This is a genomic window from Facklamia sp. P12937, from assembly GCF_050409505.1.
Lineage (GTDB): Bacteria > Bacillota > Bacilli > Lactobacillales > Aerococcaceae > Facklamia.
In genome coordinates, this window is record NZ_JBNUPI010000036.1 from 1 (window position 1) to 5,141 (window position 5,141).

Here is a 5,141-nt window from a genome sequence, read left to right on the forward strand (position 1 = left end):
ACTCCGCCAGTAGGGCTCGAACCTACGACATCATGATTAACAGTCATGCGCTCTGCCAGCTGAGCTATGGCGGAATAACTTTGATATGACACGCGTGGCAACGTCCTACTCTCACAAGACCAAAGGTCCAACTACCATCGGCGCTAAGAAGCTTAACTGCTGTGTTCGGCATGGGTACAGGTGTGTCCTTCTTGCCATCATCACCACACAGTGTCATCTCATCGTTATCTTGAGCAATCTCTCAATCACTCAAAACTGAATACACCTCTACTTACCTTGAAATCTCATGGTTAAGTCCTCGACCGATTAGTACTAGTCCGCTCCATATATCGCTATACTTCCACTTCTAGCCTATCTACCTGATCGTCTCTCAGGGGTCTTACTTCTTGCGAATGGGAAATCTCATCTTGAAGCTGGCTTCCCGCTTAGATGCTTTCAGCGGTTATCCATCCCACACATAGCTACCCAGCAATGCTCCTGGCGGAACAACTGGTACACCAGCGGTGTGTCCATCCCGGTCCTCTCGTACTAAGGACAGCTCTTCTCAAATTTCCTACGCCCGCGACGGATAGGGACCGAACTGTCTCACGACGTTCTGAACCCAGCTCGCGTACCGCTTTAATGGGCGAACAGCCCAACCCTTGGGACCGACTTCAGCCCCAGGATGCGATGAGCCGACATCGAGGTGCCAAACCTCCCCGTCGATGTGAACTCTTGGGGGAGATAAGCCTGTTATCCCCAGGGTAGCTTTTATCCGTTGAGCGATGGCCCTTCCATGCGGTACCACCGGATCACTAAGCCCGACTTTCGTCCCTGCTCGACTTGTTGGTCTCGCAGTCAAGCTCCCTTCTGCCTTTGCACTCTACGAATGATTTCCAACCATTCTGAGGGAACCTTTGGGCGCCTCCGTTACTCTTTAGGAGGCGACCGCCCCAGTCAAACTGCCCACCTGACACTGTCTTCCGTGTTCTTCACGCGAGTTAGAGGGTTCATATTACAAGGGTAGTATCCCACCAACGTCTCCTTGCATACTGGCGTACACAGCTCTTTGACTCCTACCTATCCTGTACATGTCACACAAACACTCAATATCAAGTTGCAGTAAAGCTCCATGGGGTCTTTCCGTCCTGTCGCGGGTAACCTGCATCTTCACAGGTACTATAATTTCACCGAGTCTCTCGTTGAGACAGTGCCCAGATCGTTACGCCTTTCGTGCGGGTCGGAACTTACCCGACAAGGAATTTCGCTACCTTAGGACCGTTATAGTTACGGCCGCCGTTTACTGGGGCTTCAATTCGCACCTTCGCTTGCGCTAAGCGCTCCTCTTAACCTTCCAGCACCGGGCAGGCGTCAGCTCCTATACGTCATCTTGCGATTTAGCAGAAACCTGTGTTTTTGATAAACAGTCGCCTGGGCCTATTCACTGCGGCTGACTTGCGTCAGCACCCCTTCTCCCGAAGTTACGGGGTCATTTTGCCGAGTTCCTTAACGAGAGTTCTCTCGCTCACCTTAGTGTTCTCCACTTGACTACCTGTGTCGGTTTGCGGTACGGGTTGGTCATACTAGCTAGAAGCTTTTCTCGACAGTTTGATTATCCACCTTCGCTACTATTATTTCGCTCCAGATCACAACTCATCATTAATTGTAAGCATTTGACTCACAATCTCACTCGTTGCTTCTACAGACTTTTCCATCTGTCTGCGTGGACTTACCTCCTGTGTCCCTCCATTGCTTAAATCGTATTTCCCAAGTACAGGAATCTCTACCTGTTGTCCATCGCATACGCCGTTCGGCTTTTGCTTAGGGCCCGACTTACCCAGGGCGGACGAGCCTTCCCCTGGAAACCTTAGTCTATCGGTGGACAGGATTCTCACCTGTCTTTCGCTACTCATACCGGCATTCTCACTTCTATGCGCTCCACTGCTCCTTACGGTACAGCTTCTCCGCACATAGAACGCTCTCCTACCATCCTAATAAATTAGAATCCACAGCTTCGGTGGACTGTTTAGCCCCGGTACATTTTCGGCGCAGGGTCACTCGACTAGTGAGCTATTACGCACTCTTTAAATGATGGCTGCTTCTAAGCCAACATCCTAGCTGTCTAGGCAACCCCACATCCTTTTCCACTTAACAGTTACTTAGGGACCTTAGCTGGTGGTCTGGGCTGTTTCCCTTTCGACTACGGATCTTATCACTCGCAGTCTGACTCCCAGAGATGAGTTTGTGGCATTCGGAGTTTATCTAGATTCGGTAACCCGAATGGGCCCCTAGTCCAAACAGTGCTCTACCTCCACATCTCTTACTCTGAGGCTATACCTAAATATATTTCGGAGAGAACCAGCTATCTCCAGGTTCGATTGGAATTTCTCCGCTACCCACACGTCATCTCCACACTTTTCAACGTATGTGAGTTCGGTCCTCCAGTGCGTCTTACCACACCTTCAACCTGCACATGGGTAGGTCACCTGGTTTCGGGTCGACGACACCTGACTAACGCCCTATTCAGACTCGCTTTCGCTACGGCTCCGTATCTTCTACTTAACCTTGCCAACTATCGTCACTCGCCGGTTCATTCTACAAAAGGCACGCCATCACCCCTTAACGGGCTCTGACTACTTGTAAGCACACGGTTTCAGGTACTCTTTCACTCCCCTTCCGGGGTGCTTTTCACCTTTCCCTCACGGTACTGGTTCACTATCGGTCACTAGGGAGTATTTAGCCTTACCAGATGGTCCTGGTGGATTCCGACGGGATTTCTCGTGTCCCGCCGTACTCAGGATACTCCTGAGCCTGTTGATCTTTCGCATACGGGGGTCTCACCCTCTCTGCCGCCCCTTCCCATGGGCTTCTACTAAATCGTCTGGTCTCGTGATGGAGTCCTTCAACCCCAACGTGCATGCACGCTGGTTTGGGCTCTTCCCCGTTCGCTCGCCGCTACTTAGGGAATCATTCTTATTTTCTTTTCCTGCAGTTACTTAGATGTTTCAGTTCTCTGCGTCTACCTTCCTTGCGGATAATGATCTTTTACAATCATTGGGTTCCCCCATTCGGAAATCTCCGGTTCTTAGCGTACTTACCGCTCCCCGAAGCATATCGCTGTTCGTCGCGTCCTTCATCGGCTCCTAGTGCCAAGGCATTCACCGTGCGCCCTTTATTGCTTAACCACAATATTTTCGCTTGTTTTTTACTCTATGAATCTTTTCATAGACTCGGTCAATTTCTCGGTTCATTATATCTTTTTTTTAAGAAATAATGTGATTGTCATACCTCGCATCGAGAATATGATCAATCTTGTTTGGTGTATTCAGTTTTCAATGATCGATTGAGTAGACTTCCTATTGAAGCTCACTCAAAACTAAACAAAGACATTAACCGTGTGTAGGTTCCAACTACTCCTTAGAAAGGAGGTGATCCAGCCGCACCTTCCGATACGGCTACCTTGTTACGACTTCACCCCAATCATCTATCCCACCTTCGACGGCTCCCTCTATAAGTTAGGCCACCGGCTTCGGGTGTTACAAACTCTCGTGGTGTGACGGGCGGTGTGTACAAGACCCGGGAACGTATTCACCGCGGCGTGCTGATCCGCGATTACTAGCGATTCCGGCTTCATGCTCTCGAGTTGCAGAGAACAATCCGAACTGAGAATGGCTTTCAGAGATTCGCTTACCCTCGCGAGTTCGCTGCTCGTTGTACCATCCATTGTAGCACGTGTGTAGCCCAGGTCATAAGGGGCATGATGATTTGACGTCATCCCCACCTTCCTCCGGTTTGTCACCGGCAGTCTCACTAGAGTCCCCAACTGAATGCTGGCAACTAATGATAGGGGTTGCGCTCGTTGCGGGACTTAACCCAACATCTCACGACACGAGCTGACGACAACCATGCACCACCTGTCTTGCTGTCCCGAAGGATTTCACCTATCTCTAGGCTATGCAGCAGATGTCAAGACCTGGTAAGGTTCTTCGCGTTGCTTCGAATTAAACCACATGCTCCACCGCTTGTGCGGGTCCCCGTCAATTCCTTTGAGTTTCAGTCTTGCGACCGTACTCCCCAGGCGGAGTGCTTATTGCGTTAACTCCAGCACTGAAGGGTGGAAACCCTCCAACACTTAGCACTCATCGTTTACGGCGTGGACTACCAGGGTATCTAATCCTGTTTGCTCCCCACGCTTTCGAGCCTCAGCGTCAGTTATAGACCAGAAAGTCGCCTTCGCCACTGGTGTTCCTCCATATATCTACGCATTTCACCGCTACACATGGAATTCCACTTTCCTCTTCTATACTCAAGTGACCCAGTTTCCAATGACCCTCCACGGTTGAGCCGTGGGCTTTCACATCAGACTTAAGTCACCGCCTGCGCTCCCTTTACGCCCAATAAATCCGGACAACGCTTGCCACCTACGTATTACCGCGGCTGCTGGCACGTAGTTAGCCGTGGCTTTCTGGTTAGATACCGTCACTCCGAATGCAGTTACTCATTCGGTCGTTCTTCTCTAACAACAGTGCTTTACGATCCGAAGACCTTCTTCACACACGCGGCGTTGCTCCGTCAGACTTGCGTCCATTGCGGAAGATTCCCTACTGCTGCCTCCCGTAGGAGTTTGGGCCGTGTCTCAGTCCCAATGTGGCCGATCACCCTCTCAGGTCGGCTATGCATCATGGCCATGGTAGGCTTTTACCCCACCATCTAGCTAATGCACCGCGGAGCCATCCTTCAGTGACAGCCGAAGCCGTCTTTCCTTCGTTGATCATGCGATCTGCGATTCTATGCGGTATTAGTCATCGTTTCCAATGGTTATCCCCCGCTGAAGGGTAGGTTCTCCACGTGTTACTCACCCGTGCGCCACTAACCTTGAAAGAACAAGTTCTCTCGCGGTTCGTTCGACTTGCATGTATTAGGCACGCCGCCAGCGTTCGTCCTGAGCCAGGATCAAACTCTCATGAAAGAATTTGAGCTTTTGCTCATTACTATTACTAGCTATTGATTTTTTTACTGCTGGTCTGCAGTATGTCTCGAATTATATTCGGTTGTTTCTATCCGGTTTAACGAATAGACCCTTACACATTTTGGTGTTTGTCTTTGTTCAGTTTTCAATGAGCTTCGCTGCCATAAGTGACAACTTCTATATACTAGCATGG

At 50.2% G+C, this 5,141-nt stretch carries 1 tRNA gene and 3 rRNA genes; all 4 read right to left on the bottom strand.

Features of this window, described 5'->3' with window-relative positions:
- Position 1: 1 nt before the first annotated feature.
- The 4 genes from ACQV2R_RS08440 to ACQV2R_RS08455 all read right to left on the bottom strand — a co-directional run bounded on the left by ACQV2R_RS08440 (position 2) and on the right by ACQV2R_RS08455 (position 4,948).
- Positions 2-74 (bottom strand) — tRNA-Asn (locus tag ACQV2R_RS08440).
- A gap of 18 nt (positions 75-92) precedes the next feature.
- Positions 93-208 (bottom strand): 5S ribosomal RNA (gene rrf / locus ACQV2R_RS08445).
- 78 nt (positions 209-286) lie between these two features.
- Positions 287-3,164, bottom strand: a 23S ribosomal RNA gene (locus ACQV2R_RS08450).
- A 236-nt stretch (positions 3,165-3,400) separates the two neighbouring features.
- Positions 3,401-4,948, bottom strand: a 16S ribosomal RNA gene (locus ACQV2R_RS08455).
- Together the 16S, 23S and 5S rRNA genes with 1 tRNA gene alongside form the textbook arrangement of a ribosomal RNA operon.
- Positions 4,949-5,141: the final 193 nt, after the last annotated feature.